We start from the raw sequence: 1996 nt of genomic DNA on the forward strand, positions 1-1996 counted from the left end.
CCACCGAGGAGCCCACCCCCGGCACCTCGGCCGCCGCGGCGGAGCCGGACACCGACGGCCCGGCCGCCACCAAGCCGGCGGAGCCGGACGCACCCGGGCCTGCCACGACAACCGCCTCCACCTCAGCGGCAGAGCCGGACATGGCCGCCACCCGGCCGGACACCGGTGGCCAGGCCACCGCGCCGGCGGACGGCACCACCGCCGAGACGGCGGAGCAGGACGCCGAAGGCCGTCCGACGGACACCGCCGAGGACACCCCGGCGCGGCCGGACACCGACGGCGCAGCCGCCCCTGCGGCGGCCTCCGGGCCGGCGGAGGCCGGCGCCGGCCCGGAGGGGCCGGGCGAGGCCGGGGCCGGGGACACGGCGGCGCCAGCCGCCGGCGGCAGCCGCCGCAGGCGGCGGGTCGCGGCCGCGGTGAGCGTGTTCGGGGAACTCCTCATCACCGCCGGGCTGGTGCTCGGTCTGTTCGTCGTCTACTCGCTCTGGTGGACCAACATCGTCGCCAACCAGGAGGCCAACCGCGACAGCGACGCCGTCCGGGACCAGTGGGCGACCACCGACGACGACGGAGGGGGCGACACCGCGCCGCCGCCCGAGTTCGACCCGCAGGACGGCATCGGCTTCCTCCACGTCCCCGCGATGACCGACGACGTGATCCTCGTCAAGGAGGGCATCGGCCTCGACGTCCTCAACGGCGGCGTGGCCGGCTACTACGACACCCCCGTCGAGTCCGCCATGCCGTGGGACGAGGAGGGCAACTTCTCGCTCGCCGCCCACCGCGACGGGCACGGGGCCAAGTTCCACGGGATCCACCACATAGAAGAGGGCGACCCGATCGTCTTCGAGACCAACAACACCTGGTACGTCTACCGGGCGTTCGCCGTCCTCCCCGAGACCTCCAGGTTCAACACCGCGGTGCTCGAACCGATCCCCGAGGAGTCGGGCGCCACCGAGGCGGGCCGCTACATCACGCTGACCACCTGCACGCCGGTCTTCACCTCGGAGCACCGCTACGTCGTCTGGGGCGAGTTGGAACGCACCGAGCGCGTCGACGCCGACCGCACCCCGCCGGAAGAGCTGCGGGCCGCCGACTGACGTCGGCGGCCCGAGGGCCGGAGGCCCGGAAAACAGCGCAATACCCGTGGAGCCTAGGAGAGTCGAACTCCTGACATCCGCCATGCAAAGACGGCGCTCTACCAACTGAGCTAAGGCCCCTTGGCCGATCCCGACAACGCCGTGGATGGCCGGGAGCTAGATTACCCAATCTTCCCGCCGGATACCGACCGGGTATCGCCCAGGATGTGGATCCGTCCGTAGGATGACGCGCAACTTCGCTCACGTGAAGCGATCAGGGGAGAACAGGGGAGACACCATGGACGCGACACAACAGGAGTCCACGGAAAGGGCCAGAGAACAACAGACGACCTGGTACGGAGAGCCGCTGGGGGCGCTCTTCCGCCGATTGATCACCGATCTCGGACTCAACCAGGCCCGGCTCGCCGTGGTCCTCGGACTCTCGGCGCCCATGCTGTCCCAGCTGATGAGCGGGCAGCGCGCCAAGATCGGGAACCCGGCCGTCGTCCAGCGGGTGCGCTCCCTCCAGGACCTGGCCGCCGAGGTGCGCGCCGGCCGGGTGAGCGCCGCCGAGGCGACCTCCGCGATGGAGGACATCCGCAGGACCTCCGGGGGCAACGTGCTCAGCCCGAGCTCCACCGCGACCCGCTCCGGGTCGATCGGCGTCCCGGCCAACCCCACCAAGCGCGTCGTCCGCGAGATCCAGGCGCTGCTCCGCTCCGTCTCGGACGCGACGGAGATCCAGAGCGCCTCCCGGCTGCTCTCCGACGCGCACCCGGAACTGGCGGAGTTCCTCCGGGTGTACGGCGTCGCCAGGACCCGTGAGGCCGTCGAGCACTACGAGAGCCACCAGGGCTGACAACCGCCGGCCGGCGGCAGCTGGGGCGCTCCGCACCGGCCAGGCACGCACCCACCCACCC

2 protein-coding genes and 1 tRNA gene are annotated in these 1996 nt (G+C 72.2%); 2 read left to right on the forward strand and 1 reads right to left on the reverse strand.

Features of this window, described 5'->3' with window-relative positions; all coding sequences use genetic code 11:
• Positions 1-140: 140 nt before the first annotated feature.
• Positions 141-1097: a class E sortase gene (locus tag E1283_RS35670; protein WP_132822309.1), complete on the forward strand. Its 957-nt coding sequence runs from the start codon at positions 141-143 to the stop codon at positions 1095-1097.
• Between the two features lie 47 nt (positions 1098-1144).
• Here the strand turns inward: E1283_RS35670 and E1283_RS35675 are convergent.
• Positions 1145-1217, reverse strand: a tRNA-Ala gene (locus E1283_RS35675).
• A gap of 157 nt (positions 1218-1374) precedes the next feature.
• Here E1283_RS35675 and E1283_RS35680 point away from each other — a divergent pair.
• The gene (locus E1283_RS35680; RefSeq protein ID WP_132822308.1) at positions 1375-1935 is read left to right on the forward strand and encodes a helix-turn-helix domain-containing protein; all 561 of its coding nucleotides are present in this window, start codon (positions 1375-1377) and stop codon (positions 1933-1935) included.
• Positions 1936-1996: the final 61 nt, after the last annotated feature.

The sequence above is a fragment of the Streptomyces hainanensis genome (assembly GCF_004348415.1).
GTDB lineage: Bacteria > Actinomycetota > Actinomycetes > Streptomycetales > Streptomycetaceae > Streptomyces > Streptomyces hainanensis.